Below are 26,332 nucleotides of genomic sequence, written 5' to 3'. Positions count from 1 at the left end.
GCTGGGCAGCGCACCCGGGGTGGCATGGCTGCGGGAGCGCGGTCGGCGCCCTGCTAGGAGTGCAACCCGAACGGCGGTCCCCCGCATTCCGGGGAGCCGGAACTTCCTGGTCGCACCGCCGGTTTTTTATCTTGCCGGGCCGGTCGGCATACGCTCGGCGCATGGTCTCCCGCAGCACTCAGCCGCCCCCGAAGCGCCCTGTCGGCACCGTGACGCGCGGGACCACCAACCCGAACCGGCTGCGCCGCATGGACCGCTGGATCGCCGCCGAGCACGGGGCGCGGCTGCGCCGGGAGGAGGCGCCGGTCGCGGTGGACCTCGGGTACGGGGCCGCGCCCTGGACGGCGGTGGAGCTGCTGGCGCGGCTGCGGAAGGCGGCCCCGGGGGTGCGGGTGGTCGGCATCGAGATCGAGCCGGCGCGGGTGGCGGGGGCGAAGCCGTACGAACGGGAGGGGCTGAGCTTCCGGCACGGCGGTTTCGAGGTGCCGCTGGACGGCGGGCAGCGGCCGGCCCTGATCCGGGCCGCGAACGTGCTGCGGCAGTACGACGAGGAGCAGGTCGAGCAGGTGTGGCAGCGGCTGTGCGCGCGGCTGGCGCCGGGCGGGCTGCTGGTCGAGGGGACGTGCGACGAGATCGGGCGCCGGCACGTGTGGGTGGCGCTGGGGCCGGAGGGGCCGCGGACGGTGACCTTCGCGACCCGGCTCGGCTCGCTGGAGCGGCCCTCGGACCTGGCGGAGCGGCTGCCGAAGGCGCTGATCCACCGGAACGTGCCGGGCGAGCCGGTGCACGCGTTCCTGCGCGACTTCGACCGGGCGTGGGCGGCGGCGGCCCCGTACGCCTCGTACGGGGCGCGGCAGCGGTGGATCCGGACGGCGCGGGCCCTGGCGGGCGACTGGCCGCTGGCGGACGGGCCGGCGCGGTGGCGGCAGGGGGAACTGACCGTGCGCTGGGAGGCGTTGCGCCCGGCGGGGTGAAACTCGCGGGCCGGGGAACCGGTTGCGGGGGATGACCGTTGAGTCGTCAGGGGTGGGCGAGACGTGGGCGGTCATGATCGGGGCGGCATCCGGAGGGTGTTGGAATTCACCGAGTCGTGGCACCATCCCGATGACAGTGCCAAGTTACTGATGAATAGTCAGATCTGATGCCGGGTGATGTCCGGTCTGACTCGGGGCGCCTGGGGGAGCCATGGGGACCGCGAAGCGAGCGTCGTCGCGCGTGCAGGGAGTGTCCGCCCTCGCGCTGTTGTGCGCGATGGCGATACTGACGGCCCCCGGGCTCGCGGCGGGCAGCGCGTACGCCGCTCCGGGCGCGCCGCCGAATCCGGCGGCCCCGGCCGCGCCGGCGCCCGCGCCGGAGGGCAAGTCCCTGGAGCAGGTCCGCAAGGAGATCGAGGACCTCTACCGGCAGGCCGGCAGCGCGACGGACGCGTACAACCTCGCGGTGGGCGAGACGAAGGCACAGTCCGAGCGGATCGTGGAGATCGCCAAGCTGGTGGTGGCGGGCCAGGACCGGATCACGGGCCTGAAGGACCGCGCCGGGGCCGCCGCCCGCGCCCAGTACCGCTCGGGCGGACTCCCGCCGGGCGCCGCGCTGGCGCTGAGCGACAGCCCGTCCGCGTACCTGGACGGGGCGGGCCGGCTGCGGCAGGGCGAGAAGGCCACCACCGACCTGCTGTCCGAACTGAACCGCACCCAGACGGACTTGGAGCGGTACGCGAAGGACGCGGGCGCGCTCTGGCAGAAGATGGAGGAGAACCGGGTCAAGCAGGAAGCCGCCAAGAAGGAGATCGAGGGCAAGATCAAGGCGGCGGAGGCCCTGGAGAACCGGCTGGCGGCCGAGGAGAAGGCCCGGCTGATCCAGCTGGAGCAGGAAGCGCAGTACAAGGCGCAGACGGCGTGGCTGTCCTCGGGCGCGCTGAGGGACGTCAAGGGCGCGGCGACGGACGCCGGCAAGCGGGCGGTGCAGTTCGCCACCGCGCAGATGGGCAAGCCGTACGAGTGGGGAGCGGAGGGGCCGAACTCGTTCGACTGCTCCGGGCTGACCTCGCAGGCGTGGCTGGCGGCGGGGCGCGGGATCCCGCGGACCTCGCAGGAGCAGCTGCGGCTGCTGCCGAAGGTCGCGCTGAAGGACATGCGTCCCGGCGATCTGATCATCTACTTCGACGACGCGAGCCACGTCGGGATGTACGTGGGTGACGGCGCGATGGTCCACGCCCCGCGGCCGGGCCGCAACGTCACGATGGCGGGCGCGGGCTCGATGCCGATCAAGGCCGTGGTCCGCCCCGACGCGTAGGCCCCGGCCGGGCGCCGCTACGGACCCCGGGGTCCTTGGCGGTCTCGGGAGCGGCGGGTCCGGGAGCGGCGGGTCCGGGAGCGGCGGGCCCGGGAGTGGCGGGTCCGGTGGACGGGACGGGGATGCGTCCGGGGGTGACGTTGGTCATCCCGGGGTTTCGGTTTTCCCCCGCGATAAGGGCATATGACGGAGGCCCTCCCCCTCGCCCGTCCCGCCGCCCATTCCGCTCGCCGCCACCCGCCCGCTAGGGTCTGGCGCATGAGCGCACCCTCGGGGGGAGGGAAGGAACCGGAGACGACGATGCCCGCACCCGTACCGCGGCAGAGGGAGATCCCGGCCGTGGAGAGCGGAGCGGCGGCAGCCACTGCGGCCGCCACAGCCCCCGCCGCCACCGCCACCGCACCCCAGGCGTCGCTGACCCTGCTGGTGATCGAGGACGACCCGGCGGGCGGCCTCACCGTCCCCGAGATCCTGGACGCCGACGGCCACCGCATCCGCCTGCGCAGCGCCCGCAACCTCACCGAGGCCGCCCGGCTGCTCACGCCCGACGTGCACTGCGTCCTGCTGGACCTCGACCTGGTCCTGCCCGGCGAGGCCGACGCCCTCGCCGCCCTGCGCCAGGTCCTGCGGATCGCCCCCCGGCACGCCGTCCTCGTCCTGACGGCCGAGGCGGAAGCCGACCGCGGCGCCGAGGCCGTCCGCGCCGGCGCCCAGGACTACCTCTTCCGCGACGAGCTCGACGGGCGGCTGCTGAGCCGCGCCATCCGGTACGCCGTGGAGAGAAAACGGGCGGACACCGCCCAGTACAAGCTCGCAGAATCGAAACTGCGCGCCCAGGAGAACGCCCGCCTCGAACGCGGTCTGCTGCCGACTCCCCTGCTGGAGGGCTCCGACCTCCGCTTCGCCGCCCGCTACCGCCCCGGCCGCAGCCGGGCCCTGCTCGGCGGGGACTTCTACGACGCCGTCCGCACCCCCGACGGCACCGTCCACGCCATGATCGGCGACGTCTGCGGCCACGGCCCCGACGAAGCGGCCCTCGGCGTCGAGCTGCGCATCGCCTGGCGCGCCCTGACCCTGGCCGGCCTGTGCGGGGACGACCTGCTGGCCACCCTCCAGGAGGTCCTGGAGGTGGAGCGGCCCTGCGAGGAGATCTTCGCGACGCTGTGCACGGTGGACATCGCCCCGGACGGCCGCCGCGCGGGCCTGTGCCTGGCCGGCCATCCGGCCCCGCTCATATCCAGGCCGGGCCGCCCCGCCCGGCTCCTCCCCTACGAGAACAGCGGCCCGGCGCTCGGACTGCTGCCCCGGGCCCGCTGGCCCCGCCGTCAGGTCGACCTCGGCGGCACCTGGAGCCTGATGCTCTACACCGACGGCCTCATCGAGGGCCGGATCGGTGAGGGCCGGGAACGCCTCGGCCAGGACGGCATGATCGAGATGATCAACCGCCACCTGGACCGCGGCCTGAGCGGCGAGGGCCTGCTGGAGGCTTCCGTCACCGAGGCCCGCCGCCTCAACGGCGGCGAGCTCACCGACGACGTGGCCGTGGTCCTGCTCTCCCGCGCGGCGGGCTGAAGGATCCCCGGCCGGTACGCCGGTCAGCGGCCGCCGTTGTAGGGGCCGTACGGTCCGTCGCTGCTGCTGCCGCCCCGGCGGGGGCCGCCGGAGACCTGCTTGAGGGCGGGGCGTACGTCGACCATGAACACGATGGTCGCCACCAGGCCCGCGATCTGCAGGAACAGCATCCCGAGGAAGAAGTCCACCAGGACGGTGACGCCGAGGACGACGCACCAGAAGGTCTTGGTCTGCTTGTCGGCGGCCCGGTAGGCGTCCTCGCGGGCGATCACCGCGAAGACCAAGGCCACGACGGCGAGCGCCAGCATGGCGTAGCCGAGCAACGGGAGCACCCCGTTGTTGAACCCCTGCATCAGCATCGTCTCGACCGCCTTCTCACCTCGGGCCCACCTGACTCCACGCTACCGCCACAGCCGCTTTCCGAAACGGCAACGAACCGGGCACCGCGCTGGTGCCCGGTCCGTCTCCCTCGGTCAGCTCTCGTCGCCGGCCGGGACGGTGGCCTTCTTGGCCGCGCCACGGCGGGCGGTGCCCCTCTTCGCGGGCTTCTCGCCGTCGGCGCCGTCGGCACCGTCCGCGGAGGCCTCGGCCGCCTCGGGCTCGGGCTCGGAGGCGGGCGCCGGGGCGGCCGCGGGCTCGGGCTCCACGGCGCCGGCGATGTCCACGATCTCGTCGGCGACCTCGCCGCGCCAGGCACGTACGGTCTGCTCGCCGTGCTCGGCGACCTTGTCGTACGTCTCCTTCGCCCGGACGGCGTACTCGGCGGCCACGCCGACCCCGCGCAGCGCCAGGTCCTGGGCGGTCTCGCCCAGCTTCTTCGGGTCGATGGCCCCGAAGACCTCGGCGACCTTCGAGGTGACGGCCTCCTGGGCGACGCGGGCCCGGTCCTGGACGGCCTTGGTGTCCGTGTTCTTGACGGCCTCGATGCGCGCGGGGGCCTCGGCGCGCAGCTGCTCGATGAGCGCGGGCACCTTCTTCGCCTGCTGGACGGCGAGGTCGGCGGTGCCGGCGGCGAAGTAGAGGGGGGTGGGGTCGGTGAGGGTCTTCTTCAGGTCATCGGCGATGGCCATGTGCTTGGTCCTCCCGGATCACAGTCAGTTCTTGGGGGGCACCGCGGGGTCGTCGGAGCCGGGTCCCGCTGCGGAGCCGGGGTCCGTTCCGGAGCCGGAAGCGTCGGCCGCGGCGGCCTCCGCCGCGTCCGCCTCCAGCGCGTTCTCCCTGCGGAACGCGTCGTAGATCTGGAGCAGCACCTGCTTCTGCCGCTCGTTGACCGACGGGTCGGAGAGGATGACGGCCCGCGTCTCCACCTCGTCCCGGTCCCGCTCATCAAGGATCCCGGCCTGCACGTACAGCGTCTCGGCGGAGATCCGCAGCGCCTTGGCCAGCTGCTGGAGGATGTCCGCGCTCGGCTTGCGCAGCCCGCGCTCGATCTGGCTCAGGTACGGATTCGACACCCCCGCGGCGTCGGCGAGCTGCCGCAGCGAAAGCTGGGCCTGCCGCCGCTGTTCACGGAGGTATTCGCCGAGGTTTCCGACGTTGAGCGATGCCATGACACGATCCTGCCGCACCCTGCTAACTTTTGCAAGCGACCGCTTGCAAAAAGCTTTCCCCGCCATGAGCGGTCGCTGTGCCCAGCGTATGAGCTGGTTCGCACTCGTATACTCGTTCGAGCTCATGGAGGGGGAGGTGGAGACAGTGAAGCTTGCCGAGGCACTGGCAGAACGTGCGGAAGCGACTCGCCGTGTAGAACAGTTGCGAGCGCGCGTCGTCAGCAGTGCGCGGTACCAGGAGGGGGAGGCGCCCGCCGAGGATGCCGCCCAGTTGCTGGCTGAGGCCGGTGAGGTGCTGAGCGCTCTGGAAACGTTGATCCGGCGGATCAACCGGACCAATGCCACCGTGGAGATGGGTGCGGACGGCACGCTCACCGATGCCCTCGCACGCCGCGATGTCCTGCGGTTGCGTCACTCCGTGGTCACCGCGGCGGCGGACGCGGCAGCGGGTAGCGGCGAGCGGGGGTACGGCCGACAGCTTCGGTCCGAGCTGATGATGCTTTCCGCGCTTCCGGTGGCGGAACTGCGCGGTCAGGCGGATGTTCTCGCGCGGGAGATCCGCGAGGTCGACATGCGGATCCAGCGTACGAACTGGGAGGCGGATCTGCTGGACTGAGCAGTCCAGCAGGCGGGGACGATGTGGAGCAGGTAGCAGCTTCGGAGGCGTGCACACACCGAGGGCCGGCGGTTTTCCAGCCCACTCCTGGTGCGTGAAGAGCAACGCGGGGTTCGACTCCCCATCAACAGCGCAGCTCAGCACGGCGTACAGGTAAAGGTGCACATCGCACAGCACATCACCACGTGCAGATCCGAAGCGGCGAGGGCGGGTTCGGGGCTTTCCACATCGCAGCGCCAAGAACACCTGCGATTCGAGCACAACGAGACCTAGAGACGGGTCGCCGTGCGGACGAGGTCGGCTACGGGCCTGGAGCGGCTGTGCGGGGGCCAGGCGATCACGGTGGTGACGGTCGGGGCGTCGAGTACGGGCACGGCGGCGAGGTCGTCGGGCAGCTGGGCCCGGCACGATTCCGGGGAGACCGCGCAGGCGCGGCCGAGCGCGACGAGCTGCAACAGCTGCGCGTGGTCGCGCACCCGCGGGCCGGGGCCGGGCGGGTAGGTGCCGTCGGAGTCGGGCCAGCGCGGCAGGGGCAGGCCCGGCAGCCCGGCGATGTCGGCCATGTGCACATGGTCCCGGGCGGTGAGCGGATGCCCGGCCGGCAGGACCGCGACCTGGCCCTCCGTGCTCAGCTCCTCGGTGTGGAACCCGGCCGTCGAGTCGAACGGCCGGTGCAGCAGCGCCACATCGGCACGGCCCTCGCGCAGGAACCGTTCCTGCTCGGCCGGGCCGCACAGGATGACCTCGACGGGGACCGCCCCAGGTTCTGCGGCGTACGCGTCGAGCAGTTTCGCCAGCAGTTCGCGGGACGCGCTGGCCTTCGTGACCAGGGCCAGGCCGGGACGGCCGGTCGCAGAGAGGGCGGCGCGGCGGGTCCGGCGCTCGGCAGCGGCGACCGCGTCGAGCGCCGCCCGGCCCTCGGCCAGCAGCACCGAGCCTGCCGCCGTCAACGTGACGGTGCGGCTGGTCCGGTCCAGCAGCACCGCCCCGAGCCGGCGTTCGAGCTGTTGGATCGCCCGTGACAGGGGCGGCTGCGCGATCCCGAGCCGTTGCGCGGCGCGCCCGAAGTGCAGCTCTTCGGCGACGGCGACGAAATACCGCAGTTCCCGGGTCTCCATGCGGCCACGGTACTCCGGATCCATACCGTGAAAGTATCGCCGCCCACCCGATCGGTGTTGGACCGCGACCCGGCTCCGGGAGGAGCATCGTCCCCATGAGCGAACGGAAGATTGCGCTGGTCACCGGCGCGAACAAGGGAATCGGTTACGAGATCGCCGCGGGCCTGGGAGCCCTCGGCTGGAGCATCGGCGTCGGCGCCCGCGACGATCAGCGCCGCACGGCCGCGGTGGAGAAACTGCGCGCGGCCGGGGCCGACGCCTTCGGCGTGCCCCTGGACGTGACCGACGACGCGAGCGCCACCGCCGCCGCTCGGCTGATCGAGGAACGGGCCGGGGGCCTCGACGTGCTCGTCAACAACGCCGCCATCACCGGCGGCATGCCGCAGGAGCCCACCCGGGTCGACCCCGCCACCATCCGGACGGTCGTGGAGACCAACGTGATCGGCGTCATCCGCGTCACCAACGCGATGCTGCCGCTGCTGCGCCGCTCCCCCTCACCCCGGATCGTGAACATGTCCAGCAGCGTGGGCTCCCTGACCCGGCAGTCGGGAACCGCTGCCGAGCAGACGACGGGTCCGCTGTCCGCGGCGTACGCGCCGTCGAAGACGTTCCTGAACGCCGTCACCCTCCAGTACGCCCGGGAGCTGAGCGGCACGAACATCCTGATCAACGCCGGCTGCCCCGGTTACGTCGCGACCGACCTCAACGGCTTCAGCGGCGTGCGCACCCCCGAACAGGGCGCGGCGATCGCCGTCCGGCTCGCGACCCTGCCCGACGACGGCCCGACCGGCGGGTTCTTCGAGGACGCCGGCGTGGTGCCCTGGTGAGGTGCCCGCGGCGGTCACGTGCCACTGGTGATCGCCGCCCGTGACCCCCGGCGGCCGGGGTCTGTACCGTGGTCGTGTGCCCCGTGTACCCCTTTCCGACCTCGTCCGGCTGCGCCGGGCCCGCGACCGGATGGACCGCGACTACGCGCAGCCGCTGGACGTCGCCGCGCTGGCGCGGACGGCGCTGATGTCCCCGGGCCACTTCTCCCGGAGCTTCCGGGCGGCCTTCGGCGAGACGCCGTACAGCCATCTCATGACCCGGCGGTCGAGCGGGCCAAGGCCCTGCTGCGGCGCGGCGACCTGAGCGTGACCGAGGTCTGCATGGCCGTCGGCTGCACCTCCCTGGGCTCCTTCAGCTCGCGGTTCACCCAGCTGGTCGGCGAGACCCCGAGCGCCTACCGGGCCCGGGACCACGCACCCGGCGCCGCGATCCCGGCCTGCGTCGCCAAGCTCCACACCCGGCCGGTCCGCACCTCGGGGGCGAAGGCGGGGGCCGGTCCGTAGCGTGAAGCGCATGGAAATCAAGCTCGCGCAGCGCGGACCCGGGCGCCACCGACGAGGACCGGCGGACGATGGCCGAGCTGATGGCCAAGGGCCTGCTGCGCGGCGTCATCTTCCGGACCGACGACTGCGACGCCGCCTTCGAGCGGATCCGGGCCGCGGGCGGCGAGGTGGTGCAGGAGCCGATGGACCAGCCGTACGGCGTGCGCGACTGCGCCTTCCGCGACCCGGCCGGGAACCTGCTCCGGTTCAACCAGCCCCGCACCGCGTAGCCGCCGCCCTTCCACCCCGGAAAACAGGGGCCGTCACAGCCCGGCCGTCGCGATGACCACGGTCGCGTACAGCTCCTCCGAGGAGGCCGCCCGGACCGCGAGCCCGGCCCCCGTCAGGGCGGACGCCGTCACCGGCGACTGCCGGGCGCTGGTCTCGATCAGCAGGTGTCCGCCCGGGGCCAGCCAGGTCAGCGCCCCCGCCGCGACCCGGCGGTGGACGTCCAGGCCGTCCGCGCCGCCGTCGAGGGAGACCAGCGGCTCGTGGTCGCGGGCCTCGGACGGCATCAGCCCGATCTCCTCGGTCGGCACGTACGGGGCGTTGACCACCAGCGTGTCCACGCGCCCCCGCAGCCGCTCGGGCAGCGCCCCGTACAGGTCGCCCTCCCACACCGCGCCCCCGTACGGGGCCACGTTGCGCCGGGCGTACGCCAGCGCGCCCGGGTCGATGTCGGCGGCGTGCAGCTCGACCCCGCCCGGCACCCGGTCGGCGACGGCCGCGCCGAGGGCGCCGACCCCGCAGCACAGGTCGAGGACCACCGCCCCGGGGCGGGTCAGCGCCACCGCCTCCTGGACCAGGAACTCGGTGCGGCGGCGCGGGACGAAGGCCCCCGCCCCGACCTCCATCCGCAGCCCGCAGAACTCCGCCCAGCCGATCACGTGCTCCAGCGGCTCCCCCGCCACCCGGCGGGCCACCATGCCCGACAGGTGGCCGTCGTCGGTGGCGGCCCCGACCAGCAGGTCCGCCTCTTCCTCGGCGAAGACGCAGCCCGCCGCGCGCAGCCGTTCCACGATCGTCAACACGTCACTCGTTCCCCTCGGTCCCCTCGGTCCCCTGCTCGCTCACGAAAGTGTGCCGACGGCCGCTCAGAAGATGTCCGGGCACCACGGCCTGCGCGCGGTGCGGAACACCGCGTCGGCCAGTTCGACGGCCCCGGGCCGCTCCCCCGTCAGCCGCCCGAGCGCGGCCAGCCGCAGCGCGGAGGCCTCGCCCAGGTACAGCGAGCCCAGCGCCGACACGTCGAGCCGCAGGTCGGCCGGCTCCCGCGTACGGGAACACGTGCCGCTGCCCGCGTCCAGCCGGTAGCGGCCGCCCGCCGGTCCGCGCTCGTCCGCCACCTCCAGGACGAGCACCCCGGGCACGGCGTACGTCCGCGCGCCGAGCGCCCGTACGACGTCCAGCACCCGCACCCACAGGAAGTCGGCGGCCGTCACCGTTCCGGCCGCGCGCGGATCGGGCAGCAGCTCCGGGAGGAGGTCGTCGGGGGCCCGGTAGCCGGTGCGGATCTTCAGCACCCAGTCGATGGAGCACAGGAAGTGCCACAGCGCCCGCTCGGCCTGCGGGGTGGGCGCGATCAGGTCGGTGACGTACAGGGTCTGCTGCGGGAGCTTGGCGTCGCTCCAGTGGTCGTCGGAGCGGTAGGCGGCGAGCCCGGCCACCTCCTCGTCTTCCGTCCGGTACACGGCGAACATCTTCGGCCGGTACGGGCGGTGGGAGTACTGCACCGCACCGGTCAGCAGCTCCCACCAGCGGGCGTCGCGGCTGATCACACCGTGCCGGGACGCGCGCAGCCGCTCGTGCAGGGCGGGTCCGACGCGCCGCACCTCGGCGCCGTCGACCAGGTCGATGCGCCCGCCGTCGGCGGGCAGCGGCCGCTGCCGGTCGAGGCCGGTGCGCGCGACGTCGACCTCCCATTCGACGAGGGAGGTGGCGGGTCCGAAGCCGTAGCGCCCGTAGATCGGGTACTCGGCGGCTATCAGCGTCGACAGCACGTCCCCGCGGGCGTGGGCGGCGGCGAGTTCGCTCGTCATCATCCGGGTCAGCAGGCCCTGGCGGCGGTGGGTGGGCAGCACCGCGACGTTGGAGACCGCGCTGCACGCAACGGTGGCCCCGCCGGGCACGGTCAGCTCCTGGGCGAAGGAGCGGAAGGTCGCCACGCAGCCCCCGGTGACGGGGTCGAACCCGCCCAGGATCCGGGCCGGGTCGCCGTGTCCGGCGCGCAGCGCCACATCGGATGCGGTCGGGACGTGCGGGGCGAGGAATCCGGTGCTGAGGGTGTTCATCCAGAGGGGGAGCTCGGTGGCGGCGATCGGCCGGACGTCTGCACTCATAACCGGTCACGCTAATGGCCGTACCGCGACGGGTCGCCCCAATTTCCGCCGGGGCCGCCCCGCTACGCCAGGAGGTCGTCCACCTGCGCCTCGCCCTCGCGGTAGCGGCGGGTGATCTCGGCGCTGGAGTCGTCCGCCGTGCGCTGGAGCTGTTGTCTGCGCCGCGAGACCTGCTGCTCGTAACCGACCAGCCGGCCCATCGCGTCGTGCAGTTCGGCGTCCGTGCGCGCGCCCAGGTCCGACAGTTCCACGTCCGAGAGCATCTCGGCGGCCAGCAGCCGGAACTCCTCGCTGTGCGGGGTGCCGAGCGTGACGTGGCGGGCGGAGGCGCTGCGGCTGGACGGGGCGTCGGCGAGGATCTCCGAGAGCCGGTCCACCACCGGCGCCTCGGGGTCCGTCCGGCGGGCGAGTTCGGCGCGCAGGATGTCGATGCGGCCCTGGAGGAGCCGGCGTACGTAGCTGAGGTCGGCCTCGTCGCGCTGCGCGTCGCGGCGCAGCGCGCGCAGCTCGGGCAGGCCGAGCGCGGTGGCGGGGGTGACCGGGCCCACGGGGTCGCCGGTGCGCTGCGCGGGCGGCCGCGGTGCGGCCGGCGCCGCGGCGGACGCGGCCGGCGCGGCCGACGCGGATCCGGCCGGCGCAGGTGCGGATGCGGGTGCAGGTGCGGGTGCAGGTGCGGAGGTACCAGGAGTGTTCATGCGTTCGTGTCCGTCCCCTCGACCGGTGCTGGGGGCACCGCCTGCGTGCATGGTGCCACTCTCCGTGGTGTGGACGCAGTCCCACTCCACCCGATCGGCCCCGGACGGGTGCACGCCTGGTACACAGGTGGTATGCGAGCAGTGGTGCAGAGGGTGGACGGCGCGAGCGTCGTGGTGGCCGGCGAGACCGTGGGCGAGATCGTCGGCGAGGGGTTGTGCGTGCTGGTGGGGGTGACCCACGACGACACCCCGGAGAAGGCGGCGCTGCTGGCGCGCAAGCTGTGGTCGCTGCGGATCCTGGAGGCGGAGAAGTCCTGTAGCGACATCGGGGCGCCGCTGCTGGTGATCTCCCAGTTCACGCTGTACGGGGACGCCCGCAAGGGCCGCCGCCCCACCTGGAACGCGGCCGCGCCCGGCCCGGTGGCCGAGCCGCTGGTCGACGAGGTGGTGGCGCAGCTGCGCTCGCTGGGCGCGACGGTGGAGACGGGCCGGTTCGGCGCGCAGATGCGGGTCTCGCTGACGAACCAGGGCCCGTTCACCGTCGTCATCGACATGTAGCCCGGCGGGCTACGGCGCCACCACGACCTCCTGCGCGGCGGCCGTGTTCCCGGCCAGCAGCGGGGCGTCGACGGGCACGTTCCGCTTGACCAGGGCCAGGGCGATGGGCCCGAGCTCGTGGTGGCGCACGGCGGTGGTGACGAAGCCGAGCTGGCGGCCCTCCTCGCCGTCCGCGGCGAGCCGGACGGGCGCGCCGTGCGGCGGGAGCAGCACCTCGGAGCCGTCCAGGTGCAGGAAGACCAGGCGGCGCGGGGGCTTCCCCAGGTTGTGGACGCGGGCCACCGTCTCCTGGCCGCGGTAGCAGCCCTTCTGGAGGTGCACGGCGGTGCCGATCCAGCCGAGCTCGTGCGGGATGGTGCGGTGATCGGTCTCCTGGCCGAGCCGGGGCCGGTGGCCCTCGACGCGCAGGGCCTCGTAGGCGAGGAGCCCGGCGGCGGGGCCGTGCTCGGCGGCGAAGGCCTCCAGGCCCTTGCGGGGCAGGAACACGTCGCGGCCGTACGCGGTCTCGCGCACGGCGTACGCGCCGGGCAGCTCGGCGATCGAGCCGGCCGGGAGGTGGACGACGGCGAACTCGGCGGTGCGGTCGGCGACTTCGACGCGGTAGAAGAACTTCATCGCCTCCAGGTAGGCGATCAGCGCCTCCTGGGTGCCGGGCTCGACGTGCGCCCAGACGGTCTCGCCGTCGTCGACGAGGTAGAGCGCGTGCTCGATGTGCCCGTTGGCGGAGAGGATCAGCGCCTCGGTGGCCTGTCCGGCCGGGAGCTCGCTGACGTGCTGGGTGATCAGCAGGTGCAGCCAGCTCAGCCGGTCCGCTCCGGTGACGGTGACGACCCCGCGGTGGGAGAGGTCGACGAAGCCCCGGCCGCCGGCGAGGGCGCGCTGTTCGCCGTAGAGCTCTCCGTAATGGGCGGCGACGCCCTCGTCACGGCCTTCGGCGGGGACGGCACCGGGAAGATGGAGCAAGGGGCTGCTGGTCATGGCACCAAGCGTACGACCCCGGCGGCGGCGGCTCTAAGGGCGCTTGGCGGCGCACTCCGCGCACAGCCCGAAGATCGCGAAGTGCTTCATGTCGGTCTCGAAGCCGAAGGTGGAGCGCAGCTTCTCGGTGAACTCGGCGGCGACGTCCAGGTCGGCCTCGATCACGCCGGTGCACTCGCGGCAGACGAGGTGGATGTGGTGGTGCCGGTCGGCGAGGTGGTAGGTGGGCGCGCCGTGCCCGAGGTGGGCGTGCGAGACCAGCTTCAGCTCCTCCAGGAGCTCCAGCGTCCGGTACACGGTGGAGATGTTGACCCCGGAGGCGGTCTTGCGCACCTCGACGAGGATCTCGTCGGGGGTGGCGTGCTCCAGGGCGTCGACGGCTTCCAGCACAAGCTGGCGCTGCGGTGTCAGCCGGTAGCCGCGCTGCCGCAGGTCGCTCTTCCAGTCGGTGGTCACCACCCGGCCAGTGTAAGCGCGGGAAGGGGACCGCGGGCGAGCCCGTGGTCCCCTTCCTTTTCCCGGTGGGCTCAGCGGAAGAAGGCGATGCCGTCCTCGGGGAGCTCGGGGAGGTTGCGCGCCATGTCGGCGATCTCCTCCGGGGTGACGACCTTCTTGAGCTGGGCCGACATGTACGGGCGCAGCTCGACGTCGGGGGTGGCCTTCTCGCCGACCCACATCAGGTCGCTCTTCACGTACCCGTAGAGGCGCTTTCCGCCGCTGTAGGGGCCGGAGGCGGCCGTGCGGGCCACCGCGTCCGTGACCACGTCGATCTGGGGCTTCTGGTGGGCGAGATCGCCGTACCAGACCTCGACGACGCCCTGGTCGCGGACCATGACGATCTCGACCTTGCGGTCCGCGTCGATGCGCCAGTAGCCCGACTCGGACTCCAGCGGGCGCACCTTGTTGCCCTCGGCGTCGAGGACCCAGGTGTGGGAGGTGTACTCCAGGAAGTCCCGGCCGTCGTGGCTGAAGACGACCTCCTGGCCGAAGTTGCACTTCTCCTCGCCCGGGAAGTCGAAGACGCCGGCGCCCTCCCAGTTTCCGAGGAGGAAGGCGAGGGGGACGAGGCCCGGGTTCAGGTCGGACGGGATCTGGATCATGATGGGATGCTCAGGCGATCTGTGTGAGGGGTTCCGGGGCGGTCGGCCGGTCGGCTGCTCAGCGCTGACCCTGGTACAGCTTCTTGACGGCCAGGCCGGTGAAGGCCATGACGCCGACGCAGACCAGGACCAGCAGGGAGGTGAAGACTGCCTCAAGCACGGGGTGCTCCTCGGAGGATTCGGGGCGGTGTACGGGCCGGTCCCCAAGCCTACTGGCCCGGGAACCGGCGCACCCTACGAGGTAGGCCGTACCGGCGGCGGCCCGGGCCCTCCCGGCGGCCCTCCCGGCGGTCGGCGGGGCCGGGCCGGCCGGGGTTCAGTCCTCGCGGCGGCGCTTTCCGTCGAGTTCGTCCCACCACTCGTCCGATTTCGGATCGCCGGAGGGGTCGTCCCACCAGCGGTCGTCGGGACCCCTGCGGTTCGCGACCATCGCGGCGATCGGCGGGATGACCATCGCGACCACACACAGGGCCACCGCCGCCTCGACCGAGAACAGGCGCACGAAGGACCAGGCGGAGACGAAGAGGAACAGGCATCCGCCCATGAGCAGGAAGTAGGCGCGTCGGCGCCGGGCGTACATACCTCCAGCGTAGGGCCGTCACCCCCGTCGGCAAGGGCGCGGACGGCACGAAGGGCCGCACCCCGGTCCAGTGGCGTCCAACCCCCGGGGGTGCGGCCCTTCGGCCGGTTCAGCGGTGTGCGGTCCGCGGGCTCAGACCGCGATGGCGACGTCCGTCACGCCGCCGGCCTCGGCGACCACGACGGCGCGGTCGGCCTGGGCGCCCGGCACGAGGGCGCGCAGCGTCCAGGAGCCCTCGGCCGCGTAGAAGCGGAACTGGCCGGTGGCGGAGGTCGGGACCTCCGCGGTGAACTCGCCGGTCGAGTCCAGCAGGCGGACGTATCCGCTCACGGGCTCGCCGTCCTTGGTCACCTGGCCCTGGATCGCGGTCTCACCGGGCTTGAGCGTCGCGAGGTCGGGCCCGCCGATCTGTGCTCCACACATGTTCTCTGTCCTGTCCTAGAGAGGTACTGCGGCCGTAATCGCTTGAATTACTTGTTGGCGCCGAGCTCGATCGGCACGCCGACGAGCGAGCCGTACTCGGTCCACGAGCCGTCGTAGTTCTTGACGTTCTCCTGCCCCAGGAGCTCGTGCAGCACGAACCACGTGAGCGCGGAGCGCTCACCGATGCGGCAGTAGGCGATGGTGTCCTTCGCCAGGTCGACCTGCTCGGCCTCGTAGAGGGCGGTGAGCTCTTCGTCGGACTTGAAGGTGCCGTCGTCGTTGGCGTTCTTCGACCACGGGATGTTGCGGGCGCTCGGCACGTGGCCGGGGCGCTGCGACTGCTCCTGCGGGAGGTGCGCGGGGGCGAGCAGCTTGCCGGAGAACTCGTCGGGCGAACGGACGTCGACGAGGTTCAGGGAGCCGATGGCGGCCACGACGTCGTCGCGGAAGGCGCGGATGGAGGTGTCCTGGGCCTTGGCCTTGTACTGGGTGGCCGGGCGGTTCGGGACGTCCTTGCCGTCGACCAGGTCGCGGGAGTCGAGCTCCCACTTCTTGCGGCCGCCGTCGAGGAGCTTGACGTCCTGGTGGCCGTACAGCTTGAAGTACCAGTAGGCGTAGGAGGCGAACCAGTTGTTGTTGCCGCCGTAGAGGACGACGGTGTCGTCGTTGGAGATGCCCTTGGCGGAGAGGAGCTTCTCGAAGCCCTCCTGGTCCACGAAGTCGCGGCGGACCGGGTCCTGGAGGTCGGTCTTCCAGTCGATCCGCACGGCGTTGGTGATGTGGTTCTTGTCGTACGCGGACGTGTCCTCGTCCACCTCGACGACCACGACGTTGGCGTCGTTCAGGTGGGCCTCGACCCAGTCCGCGTCTACGAGTACGTCGCTGCGGCTCATGGTGTTCTCCTCCGGGGCAGTGTGCGGCGGGGCTGTGCTGGTGCTGCTGCGGGGCTGTGCGGTACGGGTGCGTACGTGCCGTTCCGGGTGGCGCGCCCGGTCCTGCGCGGGGAGGCGCCAGGGGGCGGGGGGCGGGAAGCGGGCGGTCACGCCGCGACTGAAGTGCGTCGTCCGGCGGGTGGAGCGGGAAGGCTCACACCGCTACATGGAGCGACAGAGCATGGCGGCGACGCGACACAGGTCTACTGCCCGCCGCTTCGTGAGGTCCGCCTGCTGATGCTTCATAGCCATGGATCGTAGGGACGAATCGGCCGCCCTGTCACCGGCGTGTCATATAACGAGACAGGATCGTCCGGATGGTGGGATACGAAAGCCCCGGAGGGCCGCCTCGCGGCCTCCGGGGCTGTTCGTGCGGCCCGTCCATCTGCGGATCGGACCGTGGCGTCTCACGATCCGGCCAGCACCACGTCCGTACCGTTCAGCGTGAGGTGTACGCCGGCCTCGTCCGAGGTCAGCGCGGTCAGCCGGAGCCCGGACGGCAGGCCCTCGTCGATCCGGCGGTCGAAGTCGGTCCGCTTGCGGATCGCGCTCTCGATGCCCGGCAGGCCCTCGCCGGGCACGGAATCGGCCCGGACCCGGACGACCTTGCCGCCCTTGGAGTCCTTCGCGTCCACCAGGGTGACGGTCGCCACCACGTCGCGGGTCAGGGTCCGGCCGAGGAACTCCAGGGACGCGGTCACCTTCACCTTGCCGGGCGCACCGCCGTAGGTGAGGGTCACCCCGTTCTGGGAGGCCGCGGTGAGGTCCGCGTAGGACATCAGCGCGGTGCCCTCGGCGCGCTTGGCGGTGCCGCCGGTGTAGCCGTCGTTCAGCTTCACCTCGTGGAAGGCGGCGTCGATCTGCGTCAGCCGCGTCTTGCGGCCGTCCGCGTTCGCCTCGATGCCCTTCAGCTTCAGGTCCACCTGCTCCAGGTCGTGGCTGAGCGCCTGGGTCAGGAACGGGAAGCCGTGTATGTCCACCTCCGCACTGCCCGCCAGCCCCTGGCGGGAACGGATCTCCTCGGCCAGCCGGTTCTCGGCGTAGCCGACCGCCCAGCGGTCCACGCCCACGAACAAAGCTCCCAGCACCACTGCGACGATCACCAAGAAACGCAGGAAACGCAACGGACCCTCCCCCTACTCATCGGTACGTGCGTTCTAGTGGACCACGGGCCGCCGTGAGGACCCCGTCAGCCCACCACCCGGCCGATCAGGTAGACGGCGGGCGCGGCCGCCGCCAGCGGCAGCGCGACACCGGCCGTCATGTGGACGAACTTCGACGGGTAGTCGTACGCGGCCACCCGCAGCCCGATCAGCGCGCACACCCCGGCGGCCAGGCCGAGCAGCGCCCCGGCCGCCCCCATGCCGGTCAGTCCGCCCACCGCGACGCCCGCACCGGCCGCGGCGGCCAGCGAGACGCCGACGGAGGGCGCGGTCGGCAGCGGCAGGGCCCGGGCGAACACGGCGACGGCCACGGCGGCCGCGCCGACGCTCACCGCCTTGCCGTCGGCGGCCAGGTGGCCGGCGCACACGATGGCCAGGGCGGCGGAGGTCACCGAGGCCATCAGCCCGTACATCCGCTCGTCGGGGTCCGCGTGGCTGCGCAGCTGGAGCACCAGTGTGAGCAGCACCCAGGCGCCGAGGGTGCCGATGATCGCGCCGGGGCCGTTCGGCCGGCCCACCGCGAGCACGGCGGCGTCGGCGGCGAGGGCCCCGAGGAAGGCGAGGGCGATGCCCTGGCGGGCCGGCCACATGCCGTTGAGGCGGAACCAGCCGGCCGCGGTGAGGCCCTGGAGGGCGATCAGCGGCAGGAGCAGCGCGTACTGGCCGAACGCGGCGGCCGCGGCCATCAGCAGTCCGAGGGCGGCGGTCAGTATGGCCGGCTGCGGACCCGGGTCGATGATCGGCGAGCGGCCCTCGGCACGGGCCTGGGCGGGATCGACCGCGCGCAGCGTGTTCCCGCCGAGGGTGGGCGGGGAGTAGTCGGCGCCGGGCCCGGACGCCTGCGGCGGCGCGTCGGCCCGCGGCGCCTCGGCCCGCGGCGCGGCCGGCACCGGCGGCAGGTACGCCGTCCGCTCGGCGGCCGGCTCGGGGGCGGCGGCCTGGGGCGGCAGGTACGCGGTCTGCTCGGCGTCCCAGCCCTGCCCGGCGGCCGGGGCGGGGGCGGGGGCGGGTGCGGGTGCGGGGGCCTCCTCGCGGAACCACCCGTCCGGCGCGGCCTGCCGGCCTGGGACCGGCGGCAGGTAGGCGGTCCGCTCGGCGGCGAAGTCCTGCACGGGCGGCAGGTACGCCGTCCGCTCGGCCGCCCCCTCGGGCGCCGCCGGACCCTGCTGCCAGGACGGCCCCTGGGACCAGTCCTGCTGCGCGGGCGCGGCGGAATCGCGGACCGGCGGCAGGTAGGCGGTCCGCTCGGCGGCGAAGTCCTGCACGGGCGGCAGGTACGCCGTCCGCTCGGCCGCCGCGTCGGGCGCCGCCGGACCCTGCTGCCAGGGCGCCGCCTGGGACCAGTCCTGCTGTACGGGTACGGGCTGCTGTACGGGTGCGGGGGCCGGAGCCGGATCGCGGTACCAGCTGTCGGGGGCCACCGGCTGCTGCTGCCCGGCGGACTCGGCGGCGCCCGGGCCGGACGGCCACGGCGCCTGCCCCGGCGCCTCGTCGCGGAACCAGCCCTCGGGCGCGGCCGGCTGCACCGGGGCGTGGGGCGGCTGGGCGGCCTGCGGTGGCCGGGGGGCCTGGGGGGCCTGGGGCTGCACCGGCTGGTAGCTGGTGTCCCAGGTGTCGGACTGCCAGGTCTGGGTCCCGTACGGGTCCTGCTCCTGCTGCTCCTGCGCCTGCGGTTCCCGGCGGTGTCGCCTCGGCCGCTGTTCCTCGGGAGTGCTCATCGGTCGCCGCTCACCCGCCCGCGAACGGCGGGAGCACCTCGACGGTGCCCCCCTCGGTCAGCAGGACGGCATCGTGCGGGCGCTTGCCCACGGGCTCTTCGTTCACGAGGAAGGAGCATCGCAGGAGGACCCGGGTCAGTTCCCCCGGGTGGCGTTCCCGCGCGGCGTCGAGCGCCTCGGCCAGGGTGCGCGCCGAGTACGGCTCCTCCGCCGTCTCGGCTGCGGCTTTCGCCGCCGCCCAGTAGCGGATGGTTCCCGTTGCCACTGCAGCTCCTATCGTCGGCTCCGTCGGCTCTCTACCGCCGGCCTCCATGATGACCCCTCCGGGTCACCGCCCGGGCGTGCGTCAGCGCGCCCCGTGTGCGCCCGGAGACTCCGCCGGGGGTCCACCGATCAGGCGAAACCGGGGCATACGCAGGGGGAAGGCGTGGGAAGAACCACAGAATGCGGTACGCAGCGACCCTCGGCCCCGAAAGGGCCGGTGGGCTATTCTGGCGGCGTAGAGGATCCGGGCAACGTAGCCCCCGGGTCCTTTTGTGCTTTCAGCACGTTGAACGGACCGAGAACAGCGGTACCAGCGGTCTCCGTCCGGACCCCAGGGCGCGGGGGACGGGCCGGAGACCGGGCCAGTCGTACGAAGCAGTACCACGCACGTCCTCGACGGGACCGAGGAGGAACCGACGTGATGGACCAGCGAACCGTGCACCCGCACGTGCACGACCACCCGACCCGGGCAGGTGATCGGGCATGAGTTCTCTCCTGCTGCTGACCAACGCCCTGCAGCCGTCCAGCGAGGTGCTGCCCGCCCTCGGCCTGCTGCTGCACAACGTACGGGTCGCCCCCGCCGAGGGGCCGGCCCTGGTGGACACCCCCGGCGCGGACGTGATCCTCGTCGACGGGCGCCGCGATCTGCCCCAGGTGCGGTCGCTCTGCCAGCTGCTGCGGTCCACCGGACCCGGCTGCCCGCTCCTCCTGGTCGTCACCGAGGGCGGCCTGGCGGCCGTCACCGCCGACTGGGGCATCGACGACGTCCTCCTGGACACCGCCGGACCGGCCGAGGTCGAGGCGCGGCTGCGGCTGGCCACCGGCCGCCAGCAGCTGGGCTCGGACGACTCCCCGATGGAGATCCGCAACGGTGACCTGTCGGTCGACGAGGCCACCTACAGCGCGAAGCTCAAGGGCCGGGTCCTGGACCTGACCTTCAAGGAGTTCGAGCTGCTCAAGTACCTCGCCCAGCACCCGGGCCGGGTCTTCACCCGGGCCCAGCTCCTCCAGGAGGTGTGGGGCTACGACTACTTCGGCGGCACCCGCACGGTCGACGTCCACGTACGGCGGCTGCGCGCCAAGCTCGGCCCCGAGCACGAGTCGCTGATCGGCACGGTGCGCAACGTCGGGTACCGCTTCGTCACGCCGGAGAAGGTGGAGCGGGCGGCGGCGGAGGCCGCCGAGCGCGCCGCCGAACGGGCCGCCGCGAAGCTGGCGGTGGCGACCGCCGCCGGCACCCCGGACCAGGGCGAGGGCCAGGGGGCGGGGCTCCCCCGGACGGAGGAATCCGCTGTGACCATCCACTCGGCCGGACGCCCTGCCCAGAGGTAGGTCACCCCGCGTAGACTGCCGCGCGTGGCCAAGGTGACGCGGGATGACGTGGCACGACTTGCGGGTACGTCTACCGCCGTCGTGAGCTACGTCATCAACAACGGACCCCGGCCGGTTGCCCCGGCCACGCGCGAGCGTGTCCTCGCCGCGATCAAGGACCTGGGCTACCGCCCGGACCGGGTCGCGCAGGCCATGGCGTCCCGGCGCACCGACCTCATAGGCATGATCGTCCCGGACGCGCGCCAGCCGTTCTTCGCGGAGATGGCGCACGCGGTCGAGCAGGCCGCCGCCGAGCGCGGAAAGATGGTCCTGGTCGGGAACTCCGACTACCGGGACGAGCGCGAGGTGCACTACCTGCGGGCCTTCCTCGGCATGCGGGTGTCCGGGCTGATCCTGGTCAGCCAGGGCATGAGCGAGCGCGCCGCCTCCGAGATCGAGGCGTGGGACGCCCGGATCGTGCTGCTGCACGAGCGGCCCGAGGCCATCGACGACGTCGCCGTGGTCACGGACGACATCGGCGGCGCGCAGCTCGCCACCCGGCACCTGCTGGAGCACGGCCACGCGTACGTCGCCTGCATCGGCGGCGTCGAGAACACCCCGTCGGTCGGCGACCCGGTCGCCGACCACGTCGAGGGCTGGCGGCGGGCCATGCTGGAGGCGGGCCGTTCGGTCGAGGGCCGGCTCATCGAGGCCCCGTACAACCGCTACGACGCCTACACCGTCGCCCTGGAGGTCCTGGCCCGGCCCGACCGGCCGACCGCGATCTTCTGCGCCACCGACGACCAGGCCATCGGCGTGCTGCGGGCCGCGCGCGAGCTGCGCATCGACGTCCCCGGGGAACTGGCGGTGGCCGGCTTCGACGACGTCAAGGAAGCGGCCCTGACGGACCCGCCGCTGACCACGATCGCCTCGGACCGCCCGGCGATGGCCCGGGCGGCCGTGGACCTCGTCCTGGACGACGCCCTGCGCGTGGCGGGCTCCCGCCGCGAGCGCCTCAAGCAGTTCCCCTCGGCCCTGGTCATCCGCCGCTCCTGCGGCTGCCGCTGACCCGGACGCCGGTCCCTTACCGCCCCGCGCCTTATATCGGGCATACACGGTTCTGTCGGGCTTCTCAGCTCGGACTCAGAAAGCTTTCATGATCCGCGGACACAGTCGTAGACATGACCGAGAGCTTCCGCCGCGAAGGCGAGTACCCGCAGGAGATCCGGCCGGCCCAGAACCCGCCCTTCGGCGCGGACTGGCAGCGCGGTCGCGACCGGCTGGCCGACGACACCGGGGCGTCCGCGTACCCCCCGCCGCCCGCCTACCCGCCGGCGGCGCCGGCGCCGGCACCGGCACCCGCCCCGGCACCGGCCCCCGGCTGGCACGAGGCGCACCAGCCGCCGGTCGTCCAGGGCGAGACCGTACCGGGCGCCCACGGCAACGGGGGTGACGGGAACGGCGGTGGCTGGAGCACCTGGGGTTCGGCCGCCGGGGCCGCGCCCGCCGCGGCGCCCGCCCCCGCGCCCCGCGCCCGGCGGCCCGTCGCGCTGCTCGCCGCCGTCGCCCTCGCGGCGGCCGTGGTCGGCGGCGGAACGGCCGCGGCCGTCCAGCAGTTCCTGGGCCGGCACACCGCCGGCGGCGGCGGGGTGAACGGCACCAACGTCTCGCAGTCCAGCAACGGCACCGTCTCCGGCGTCGCCGAGCAGGTCAGCCCCTCCGTCGTGCGCATCGACACCCGCACCGGCTCCGGCCAGGGCACCGGCTCCGGCATCGTCATCACCGCGGACGGCGAGATCGTCACCAACAACCACGTGGTGAACGGCGCCTCCGAGATCCAGGTGACGATGAGCGACGGGAAGAAGTACTCCGCCAAGACGGTGGGCACCGACCCGGCCAAGGACCTCGCCCTGATCAAGGTCCAGGGCGCGAGCGGCCTGAAGCCCGCCAAGCTCGGCGACTCCGGGCAGGTCCGGGTCGGCGACCAGGTCGTCGCCATCGGCTCCCCCGACCGCCTCACCGGCACCGTCACCAGCGGCATCGTCTCGGCCCTGGACCGCGAGGTGAACGTACCGAAGTCCGAGCAGCGCCAGCAGTCCCCGCAGCGCGGCCGGAGCGGCGGCGACGGCTGGCCGTTCTCCTTCGACGGCCAGCAGTTCAACGGGAACACCGGCTCGGACACCACCTCGTACAAGGCCATCCAGACGGACGCCTCCCTCAACCCGGGCAACTCCGGCGGCGCCCTCGTCAACCTGAACGGCGAGATCGTCGGAATGCCCTCCGCGATCTACTCCCCCTCCAGCGACGGCTCCACCGCCGGGAGCGTCGGCCTCGGCTTCGCCATCCCGGTCAACACGATCAAGGCCGACCTGGACTCCCTGCGCAAGGGCGGTACCGGCGACGCGGGCGGCTCCGGCAGCGGCGCCGCCGACGGGTCCTCCGGCGTCAACGGCTTCGGCACCTCGTACTGATCCCGAGGCGTACGCCACCCGGCCCCCGGCCCGGGTTCCGGTCGCGGCCGGAGCCCGGGCCCGGGCCGCGCCGGTCCGCACCGCGCCGGTCCGCACCGCGCCGGTCCGCCCCGCGCCGGTCCGCACCGCCCGCGTGCGACGCTGGTGGCAGACCTCCGCGGGAGCGGTCCCGCACGTCCACCGGCCACGCACACCATGGGGAGACCCAGCCATGAATCCCGCCGAAGGCGACCAGCAGCGCATCCTCGTCGTCGACGACGAACCGGCCGTCCGCGAGGCCCTGCGCCGCAGCCTCGCCTTCGAGGGGTACGGCACCCGGACCGCCGTCGACGGCCTCGACGCCCTCGACCAGGCGGCCTCGTACGCCCCCGACCTGATCGTCCTGGACATCCAGATGCCCCGCATGGACGGGCTGACCGCGGCCCGCCGGCTGCGTGCCGCGGGCTCCACCACCCCGGTCCTGATGCTGACCGCCCGCGACACCGTCGGCGACCGCGTCACCGGCCTCGACGCGGGCGCCGACGACTACCTCGTCAAGCCCTTCGAGCTGGACGAGCTCTTCGCCCGCGTCCGCGCTCTGCTGCGCCGCAGCTCCTACGCCGCCCCCGCCGCCGGGGCGGACCCGGCCGGGGACGTGCTGACCTTCGGCGACCTGCGCATGGACCTCACCACCCGCGAGGTCACCCGGGCCGGGCGCCCGGTGGAGCTGACCCGGACCGAGTTCACCCTGCTGGAGATGTTCCTCGCGCACCCGCGCCAGGTCCTGACCCGCGAGCAGATCCTCAAGACGGTCTGGGGCTTCGACTTCGAGCCCAGCTCCAACTCCCTGGACGTGTACGTGATGTACCTGCGCCGCAAGACCGAGGCGGGCGGCGAACCCCGCCTGGTCCACACCGTGCGCGGGGTCGGCTACGTCCTGCGCGCCGGCGAGGGCGGGCCCGAGTGAGCCCGTCCGCCAGATTCCGCGCGCTGCCGCTGCGGTCCCGGCTGGCGCTGCTGGTGGCGGTGGCCGTGGCGGTGGCGGTGGCGGCCGTCGCCGCCGTGTCCTGGGTGATGGTCCGCACCCAGCTGCGCGACCAGCTCGACCAGTCCCTGATGTCGACGAACGTCAGCGCGCAGGTGGCGCGGACCCTGCGGGAGGGCTGCGTCGTGCAGCCGCCCAAGCCCACGCAGCAGATCGCCGGGAACCTGAGCGCGACCGTGCAGATCGTGCTGTCCGACGGCACCCGCTGCTGGGTGAGCGGGCAGAGCGACCTGCCCGTGACGGCCGCCGACCGCGACGTCGCCTCGCGGGAGCAGGCCACCCCCGTCCTCCACGACGTGACCACCTCCGACGGCGTCGACATGCGGGTCTACACCCTCCAGGCCAATCCGGGCGGCCCCGCCTTCGGGGTCTCCATCGCCAAGCCCCTGGTCGACGTCGAGAAGCCGCTGTCCACCCTGGCCTGGGTGCTGGTCCTGGTCGGCGCCATCGGCATCGTCGGCGCCGGCGCGGCCGGGCTGTGGGTGGCCCGGACCGGGCTGCGGCCGGTCGACGAGCTGACCGGGGCCGTCGAGCACATCGCCCGCACCGAGGACCTGACCGTACGGATCCCCGACGAGGGCGACGACGAGATCGCCCGGCTGTCGCGCTCCTTCAACTCCATGACGGCCGCGCTGGCCTCCTCCCAGGAACGCCAGGCCCAGCTGATCGCGGACGCCGGCCACGAGCTGCGGACCCCGCTGACCTCGCTGCGCACCAACATCGAACTGCTCGCCCGCAGCGAGGACACGGGCCGGGCCATCCCGCCCGACGACCGCCGCGAACTGCTCGCCTCCGTCAAGGCGCAGATGACGGAGCTGGCCGCGCTGATCGGGGACCTCCAGGAGCTGTCCCGTCCCGACGCGGTCCCGCACGGCCCGCTCGGCGTGGTCGCCCTGCACGAGATCGCCGGCTCCGCCCTGTCCCGGGCCCGGCTGCGCGGTCCGGAGCTGGTGTTCACCGCCGCGCTGGAGCCCTGGTACGTACGGGGCGAGGCGGCGGCCCTGGAGCGGGCCGTGGTCAACGTGCTGGACAACGCCGTGAAGTTCAGCCCGCCCGGCGGCGCCGTCGAGGTCTCGCTGCGGGCCGGCGAGCTGACCGTACGGGACCACGGTCCGGGCATCCCGGCCGATGACCTCCCGAACGTCTTCGAGCGGTTCTGGCGCTCCCCGTCGGCCCGCGCCCTGCCCGGCAGCGGGCTGGGGCTGTCGATCGTGGCCCGTACGGTGCAGCGCGCGGGCGGCACGGCCGCGCTGCGGGCCGCGGCCGACGGCGGGCCGGGCACGGAGGCGGTGCTGCGCTTCCCGGGTGCCCCGACGCCGCCGCCCGCGCCCGCGCCCGCGGCCGCGTCAGTTGTGCCGGATCAGTGAGGCGACCAGGCCGGAGCGGGTGTTCGGGAAGTCCATGGGGACGATGCCGAGCCCGGTGCGGCCGGCCGGCTCCGGGCCGTCGACGAAGGCGTGGACCTGCGGGTTGAGCCGGTCGGAGTTCCAGCGCGGGGGCATGTAGGCCGCGGTGCTGACGTAGTTCACGAACAGCTTCCCGGGCTGCTGGAGGGCCTTGCGGAACTGGTTCTCGATCCGGCCGCGCTTGGCGAAGGGCTCGGTGTTGTAGTCGTCCTGGACGTCGAAGACGTTGCCGTCGGCGTAGCGCAGGCCGGGCAGGCCGCCGTTGTCGGCGAGGAGGACCACCTTGCCGCGGGCCTGCCCCAGGGAGGCGGGCAGGGCGTCGGCGATGCGGAACAGCGGGCGCCAGCCCCGGTTGTCGAGGTAGTCGTCGAAGACGGCGCGGAAGGTGGCGTCGCTGTCCTCGGAGTACTCCTGCTTGACGCGCATCAGCACGGTCTCGGAGGGGTGCGCGGCGAGGAAGTTCCAGCAGGCGACGAGGACGTCCCCGAACATCAGGTCCTGGAAGAAGGCCGCGTGGTGGATGGCGAAGGAGCCGCCCGTGACCCGGCAGCGGATGTCGAGGAACCGGATCCCGGAGTCGAGCTGCGCCGCGATCGAGGTGTTCTGGCAGGCGACGTAGAGCCCGCCCTTGGTGGCGCCCGAGTCGTGGGTGCCGGGGATCGTCATCCGCTGGAGCGGGGTGGAGTCGGCGAGGCCCGCCATCCAGTCCTGGGTGCCGAGGGCTCTCGCGGAGGCGGGCGGCGCCGTCGCGAGGCCCATGAGCGCGGCCGCGCCGGCCGCCGTCGCCCCGGCCAGGAAGGCCCGCCGATCTAATGTCATGCCCATGCCAATCCGCCCCTTCGCCGATGCGCT

29 protein-coding genes and 2 pseudogenes are annotated in these 26,332 nt (G+C 73.3%); 13 read left to right on the top strand and 18 right to left on the bottom strand.

Annotation, left to right across the window (positions count from 1 at the left end; all coding sequences use genetic code 11):
- The first annotated feature begins 161 nt into the window (after positions 1–161).
- The 3 genes from ACFYYT_RS26570 (at position 162) to ACFYYT_RS26560 (ending at position 3,864) form a co-directional block, all read left to right on the top strand.
- A complete protein-coding gene (locus tag ACFYYT_RS26570; RefSeq protein WP_351825628.1) occupies positions 162–974 on the top strand; it encodes a class I SAM-dependent methyltransferase in 813 nt (270 codons plus the stop codon).
- 211 nt (positions 975–1,185) lie between these two features.
- Positions 1,186–2,292, top strand: a complete 1,107-nt coding sequence (locus ACFYYT_RS26565) for an NlpC/P60 family protein (protein ID WP_351825626.1) — start codon at positions 1,186–1,188, stop codon at positions 2,290–2,292.
- Between the two features lie 258 nt (positions 2,293–2,550).
- Positions 2,551–3,864, top strand: coding sequence for a PP2C family protein-serine/threonine phosphatase (locus tag ACFYYT_RS26560; protein ID WP_385320679.1), 1,314 nt, complete (start codon positions 2,551–2,553; stop codon positions 3,862–3,864).
- Between the two features lie 23 nt (positions 3,865–3,887).
- Here ACFYYT_RS26560 and ACFYYT_RS26555 read toward each other — a convergent pair whose 3' ends face one another.
- The 3 genes from ACFYYT_RS26555 to ACFYYT_RS26545 all read right to left on the bottom strand — a co-directional run bounded on the left by ACFYYT_RS26555 (position 3,888) and on the right by ACFYYT_RS26545 (position 5,414).
- The gene (locus ACFYYT_RS26555; RefSeq protein ID WP_351825624.1) at positions 3,888–4,223 is read right to left on the bottom strand and encodes a DUF2516 family protein; all 336 of its coding nucleotides are present in this window, start codon (positions 4,221–4,223) and stop codon (positions 3,888–3,890) included.
- Positions 4,224–4,337: 114 nt separating this feature from the next.
- Positions 4,338–4,934, bottom strand: coding sequence for a hypothetical protein (locus ACFYYT_RS26550; protein ID WP_351825622.1), 597 nt, complete (start codon positions 4,932–4,934; stop codon positions 4,338–4,340).
- A gap of 24 nt (positions 4,935–4,958) precedes the next feature.
- Positions 4,959–5,414: a helix-turn-helix transcriptional regulator gene (locus ACFYYT_RS26545; protein ID WP_351825620.1), complete on the bottom strand. Its 456-nt coding sequence runs from the start codon at positions 5,412–5,414 to the stop codon at positions 4,959–4,961.
- 145 nt (positions 5,415–5,559) lie between these two features.
- Between ACFYYT_RS26545 and ACFYYT_RS26540 the strand changes: the two genes are divergently transcribed.
- On the top strand, positions 5,560–6,030 hold the full coding sequence (locus ACFYYT_RS26540; protein ID WP_351825700.1) for a DIP1984 family protein: 471 nt from the start codon (positions 5,560–5,562) through the stop codon (positions 6,028–6,030).
- Positions 6,031–6,299: 269 nt separating this feature from the next.
- Here the strand turns inward: ACFYYT_RS26540 and ACFYYT_RS26535 are convergent, their stop codons facing one another.
- Positions 6,300–7,148, bottom strand: coding sequence for a LysR family transcriptional regulator (locus ACFYYT_RS26535; protein ID WP_351825618.1), 849 nt, complete (start codon positions 7,146–7,148; stop codon positions 6,300–6,302).
- Positions 7,149–7,243: 95 nt separating this feature from the next.
- Here ACFYYT_RS26535 and ACFYYT_RS26530 point away from each other — a divergent pair, with 95 nt between their 5' ends.
- The 3 genes and pseudogenes from ACFYYT_RS26530 to ACFYYT_RS26520 all read left to right on the top strand — a co-directional run.
- The gene (locus tag ACFYYT_RS26530; protein ID WP_351825616.1) at positions 7,244–7,975 is read left to right on the top strand and encodes an SDR family oxidoreductase; all 732 of its coding nucleotides are present in this window, start codon (positions 7,244–7,246) and stop codon (positions 7,973–7,975) included.
- Between the two features lie 130 nt (positions 7,976–8,105).
- A pseudogene (locus ACFYYT_RS26525) lies at positions 8,106–8,479 on the top strand (helix-turn-helix transcriptional regulator).
- Between the two features lie 32 nt (positions 8,480–8,511).
- Positions 8,512–8,748: pseudogene (locus ACFYYT_RS26520) on the top strand (VOC family protein); the annotation flags it as partial.
- Positions 8,749–8,781: 33 nt separating this feature from the next.
- Here ACFYYT_RS26520 and ACFYYT_RS26515 read toward each other — a convergent pair.
- The 3 genes from ACFYYT_RS26515 to ACFYYT_RS26505 form a co-directional block, all read right to left on the bottom strand.
- On the bottom strand, positions 8,782–9,549 hold the full coding sequence (locus ACFYYT_RS26515; RefSeq protein ID WP_351825614.1) for a putative protein N(5)-glutamine methyltransferase: 768 nt from the start codon (positions 9,547–9,549) through the stop codon (positions 8,782–8,784).
- Positions 9,550–9,612: 63 nt separating this feature from the next.
- Positions 9,613–10,857 (bottom strand): GNAT family N-acetyltransferase, encoded by a 1,245-nt coding sequence (locus tag ACFYYT_RS26510; RefSeq protein ID WP_351825612.1) that lies wholly within the window; start codon positions 10,855–10,857, stop codon positions 9,613–9,615.
- 62 nt (positions 10,858–10,919) lie between these two features.
- Complete coding sequence (locus ACFYYT_RS26505) at positions 10,920–11,552, bottom strand: AmfC protein (protein ID WP_388609465.1); 633 nt, start codon at positions 11,550–11,552, stop codon at positions 10,920–10,922.
- 132 nt (positions 11,553–11,684) lie between these two features.
- Between ACFYYT_RS26505 and dtd the strand changes: the two genes are divergently transcribed.
- Positions 11,685–12,110: a D-aminoacyl-tRNA deacylase gene (dtd, locus tag ACFYYT_RS26500; protein WP_351831399.1), complete on the top strand. Its 426-nt coding sequence runs from the start codon at positions 11,685–11,687 to the stop codon at positions 12,108–12,110.
- 9 nt (positions 12,111–12,119) lie between these two features.
- Here dtd and ACFYYT_RS26495 read toward each other — a convergent pair whose 3' ends face one another.
- The 10 genes from ACFYYT_RS26495 to ACFYYT_RS26450 form a co-directional block, all read right to left on the bottom strand.
- Complete coding sequence (locus tag ACFYYT_RS26495) at positions 12,120–13,088, bottom strand: folate-binding protein (RefSeq protein WP_351831396.1); 969 nt, start codon at positions 13,086–13,088, stop codon at positions 12,120–12,122.
- A gap of 33 nt (positions 13,089–13,121) precedes the next feature.
- Positions 13,122–13,547 (bottom strand): Fur family transcriptional regulator, encoded by a 426-nt coding sequence (locus ACFYYT_RS26490; protein WP_351831394.1) that lies wholly within the window; start codon positions 13,545–13,547, stop codon positions 13,122–13,124.
- A 68-nt stretch (positions 13,548–13,615) separates the two neighbouring features.
- The gene (locus tag ACFYYT_RS26485) at positions 13,616–14,188 is read right to left on the bottom strand and encodes an FABP family protein (RefSeq protein WP_281203667.1); all 573 of its coding nucleotides are present in this window, start codon (positions 14,186–14,188) and stop codon (positions 13,616–13,618) included.
- Positions 14,189–14,504: 316 nt separating this feature from the next.
- On the bottom strand, positions 14,505–14,768 hold the full coding sequence (locus ACFYYT_RS26480; protein ID WP_266840633.1) for a DUF3099 domain-containing protein: 264 nt from the start codon (positions 14,766–14,768) through the stop codon (positions 14,505–14,507).
- Between the two features lie 132 nt (positions 14,769–14,900).
- Complete coding sequence (locus tag ACFYYT_RS26475; protein ID WP_351831391.1) at positions 14,901–15,191, bottom strand: DUF1416 domain-containing protein; 291 nt, start codon at positions 15,189–15,191, stop codon at positions 14,901–14,903.
- A gap of 47 nt (positions 15,192–15,238) precedes the next feature.
- Positions 15,239–16,084, bottom strand: a complete 846-nt coding sequence (locus ACFYYT_RS26470) for a sulfurtransferase (protein ID WP_351831390.1) — start codon at positions 16,082–16,084, stop codon at positions 15,239–15,241.
- A gap of 201 nt (positions 16,085–16,285) precedes the next feature.
- A complete protein-coding gene (locus ACFYYT_RS26465) occupies positions 16,286–16,369 on the bottom strand; it encodes a putative leader peptide (RefSeq protein WP_350206375.1) in 84 nt (27 codons plus the stop codon).
- A gap of 161 nt (positions 16,370–16,530) precedes the next feature.
- Entirely contained in the window at positions 16,531–17,247 is a 717-nt protein-coding gene (locus ACFYYT_RS26460) for a DUF2993 domain-containing protein (protein WP_351831388.1), read from the bottom strand.
- A 65-nt stretch (positions 17,248–17,312) separates the two neighbouring features.
- Positions 17,313–18,518, bottom strand: a complete 1,206-nt coding sequence (locus tag ACFYYT_RS26455) for a hypothetical protein (protein WP_388609528.1) — start codon at positions 18,516–18,518, stop codon at positions 17,313–17,315.
- A gap of 496 nt (positions 18,519–19,014) precedes the next feature.
- A complete protein-coding gene (locus ACFYYT_RS26450) occupies positions 19,015–19,269 on the bottom strand; it encodes a MoaD/ThiS family protein (protein WP_351826649.1) in 255 nt (84 codons plus the stop codon).
- 482 nt (positions 19,270–19,751) lie between these two features.
- Between ACFYYT_RS26450 and ACFYYT_RS26445 the strand changes: the two genes are divergently transcribed.
- The 5 genes from ACFYYT_RS26445 to ACFYYT_RS26425 all read left to right on the top strand — a co-directional run bounded on the left by ACFYYT_RS26445 (position 19,752) and on the right by ACFYYT_RS26425 (position 25,441).
- Positions 19,752–20,600: a response regulator transcription factor gene (locus ACFYYT_RS26445; RefSeq protein ID WP_351826650.1), complete on the top strand. Its 849-nt coding sequence runs from the start codon at positions 19,752–19,754 to the stop codon at positions 20,598–20,600.
- 24 nt (positions 20,601–20,624) lie between these two features.
- Complete coding sequence (locus tag ACFYYT_RS26440; protein WP_351826651.1) at positions 20,625–21,647, top strand: LacI family DNA-binding transcriptional regulator; 1,023 nt, start codon at positions 20,625–20,627, stop codon at positions 21,645–21,647.
- Positions 21,648–21,760: 113 nt separating this feature from the next.
- Complete coding sequence (locus ACFYYT_RS26435; protein WP_351826652.1) at positions 21,761–23,050, top strand: trypsin-like peptidase domain-containing protein; 1,290 nt, start codon at positions 21,761–21,763, stop codon at positions 23,048–23,050.
- Positions 23,051–23,261: 211 nt separating this feature from the next.
- A complete protein-coding gene (locus tag ACFYYT_RS26430) occupies positions 23,262–23,996 on the top strand; it encodes a response regulator transcription factor (protein ID WP_351826653.1) in 735 nt (244 codons plus the stop codon).
- Positions 23,993–25,441, top strand: coding sequence for a HAMP domain-containing sensor histidine kinase (locus ACFYYT_RS26425; RefSeq protein WP_351826654.1), 1,449 nt, complete (start codon positions 23,993–23,995; stop codon positions 25,439–25,441). Before ACFYYT_RS26430 ends, ACFYYT_RS26425 begins: the two co-directional genes overlap by 4 nt.
- On the opposite strand, the gene ACFYYT_RS26420 is transcribed toward ACFYYT_RS26425, so the two are convergent.
- A complete protein-coding gene (locus tag ACFYYT_RS26420; protein WP_351826655.1) occupies positions 25,421–26,299 on the bottom strand; it encodes a phosphatidylinositol-specific phospholipase C in 879 nt (292 codons plus the stop codon). The two genes, ACFYYT_RS26425 and ACFYYT_RS26420, sit on opposite strands and share 21 nt — an antisense overlap.
- Positions 26,300–26,332 lie beyond the last annotated feature (33 nt).

This window comes from Streptomyces sp. NPDC002032 (assembly GCF_042890765.1).
Lineage (GTDB): Bacteria > Actinomycetota > Actinomycetes > Streptomycetales > Streptomycetaceae > Streptomyces.
This window is presented reverse-complemented; position numbering and strand designations above follow the sequence as displayed.

What these genes read in the sequence shown, in the direction of transcription:
- ACFYYT_RS26435 (WP_351826652.1), top strand. Translation starts at nt 21,761, where the DNA reads ATGACCGAGAGCTTCCGCCGCGAAGGCGAGTACCCGCAGGAGATCCGG.
- ACFYYT_RS26470 (WP_351831390.1), bottom strand. Translation starts at nt 16,084, where the DNA reads ATGAGCCGCAGCGACGTACTCGTAGACGCGGACTGGGTCGAGGCCCAC.
- ACFYYT_RS26465 (WP_350206375.1), bottom strand. Translation starts at nt 16,369, where the DNA reads ATGAAGCATCAGCAGGCGGACCTCACGAAGCGGCGGGCAGTAGACCTG.
- ACFYYT_RS26475 (WP_351831391.1), bottom strand. Translation starts at nt 15,191, where the DNA reads ATGTGTGGAGCACAGATCGGCGGGCCCGACCTCGCGACGCTCAAGCCC.
- ACFYYT_RS26565 (WP_351825626.1), top strand. Translation starts at nt 1,186, where the DNA reads ATGGGGACCGCGAAGCGAGCGTCGTCGCGCGTGCAGGGAGTGTCCGCC.
- ACFYYT_RS26550 (WP_351825622.1), bottom strand. Translation starts at nt 4,934, where the DNA reads ATGGCCATCGCCGATGACCTGAAGAAGACCCTCACCGACCCCACCCCC.
- ACFYYT_RS26545 (WP_351825620.1), bottom strand. Translation starts at nt 5,414, where the DNA reads ATGGCATCGCTCAACGTCGGAAACCTCGGCGAATACCTCCGTGAACAG.
- ACFYYT_RS26510 (WP_351825612.1), bottom strand. Translation starts at nt 10,857, where the DNA reads ATGAGTGCAGACGTCCGGCCGATCGCCGCCACCGAGCTCCCCCTCTGG.
- dtd (WP_351831399.1), top strand. Translation starts at nt 11,685, where the DNA reads ATGCGAGCAGTGGTGCAGAGGGTGGACGGCGCGAGCGTCGTGGTGGCC.
- ACFYYT_RS26480 (WP_266840633.1), bottom strand. Translation starts at nt 14,768, where the DNA reads ATGTACGCCCGGCGCCGACGCGCCTACTTCCTGCTCATGGGCGGATGC.
- ACFYYT_RS26535 (WP_351825618.1), bottom strand. Translation starts at nt 7,148, where the DNA reads ATGGAGACCCGGGAACTGCGGTATTTCGTCGCCGTCGCCGAAGAGCTG.
- ACFYYT_RS26495 (WP_351831396.1), bottom strand. Translation starts at nt 13,088, where the DNA reads ATGACCAGCAGCCCCTTGCTCCATCTTCCCGGTGCCGTCCCCGCCGAA.
- ACFYYT_RS26505 (WP_388609465.1), bottom strand. Translation starts at nt 11,552, where the DNA reads ATGAACACTCCTGGTACCTCCGCACCTGCACCCGCACCTGCACCCGCA.
- ACFYYT_RS26430 (WP_351826653.1), top strand. Translation starts at nt 23,262, where the DNA reads ATGAATCCCGCCGAAGGCGACCAGCAGCGCATCCTCGTCGTCGACGAC.
- ACFYYT_RS26570 (WP_351825628.1), top strand. Translation starts at nt 162, where the DNA reads ATGGTCTCCCGCAGCACTCAGCCGCCCCCGAAGCGCCCTGTCGGCACC.
- ACFYYT_RS26485 (WP_281203667.1), bottom strand. Translation starts at nt 14,188, where the DNA reads ATGATCCAGATCCCGTCCGACCTGAACCCGGGCCTCGTCCCCCTCGCC.
- ACFYYT_RS26555 (WP_351825624.1), bottom strand. Translation starts at nt 4,223, where the DNA reads ATGCTGATGCAGGGGTTCAACAACGGGGTGCTCCCGTTGCTCGGCTAC.
- ACFYYT_RS26445 (WP_351826650.1), top strand. Translation starts at nt 19,752, where the DNA reads ATGAGTTCTCTCCTGCTGCTGACCAACGCCCTGCAGCCGTCCAGCGAG.
- ACFYYT_RS26530 (WP_351825616.1), top strand. Translation starts at nt 7,244, where the DNA reads ATGAGCGAACGGAAGATTGCGCTGGTCACCGGCGCGAACAAGGGAATC.
- ACFYYT_RS26560 (WP_385320679.1), top strand. Translation starts at nt 2,551, where the DNA reads ATGAGCGCACCCTCGGGGGGAGGGAAGGAACCGGAGACGACGATGCCC.
- ACFYYT_RS26420 (WP_351826655.1), bottom strand. Translation starts at nt 26,299, where the DNA reads ATGACATTAGATCGGCGGGCCTTCCTGGCCGGGGCGACGGCGGCCGGC.